This window comes from Psychrobacter sp. TB20-MNA-CIBAN-0197, from assembly GCF_040309765.1.
GTDB classification, from domain to species: domain Bacteria; phylum Pseudomonadota; class Gammaproteobacteria; order Pseudomonadales; family Moraxellaceae; genus Psychrobacter; species Psychrobacter submarinus.
Map to the genome: position 1 here is coordinate 1 of NZ_JBEOPC010001113.1, position 249 is coordinate 249.

General features: G+C 43.4%; 1 protein-coding gene. It reads right to left on the minus strand.

The window, feature by feature from the left end:
* The coding region (locus AAEY83_RS17380) for an nSTAND1 domain-containing NTPase (RefSeq protein WP_351061179.1) at positions 1 to 249 on the minus strand (249 nt) is incomplete at both ends.

Consider the following 249-nt stretch of genomic DNA (forward strand, 5'->3'; position numbering starts at 1 on the left):
ACTTTTGCCTTCATCTACCCAATTTCGTGTTTGATGTTGTAAACGACTTTTTATTGCTAAGGCATCTTTATGGTCATTAATCCATTGTTTTGCGCGCGGCCATTGACGCAATAATGCCTCGTGAGCAAGACTAAAACAGGCTTCTTGGTTTTGTAAATGCGATACAAATAAACGGCTATCGACCATGGCTTGCACAAGCTCTTTTTGACTTGTGTTGGTTAATGTTTGCCAGCGGGCAGCGCGGCTCGT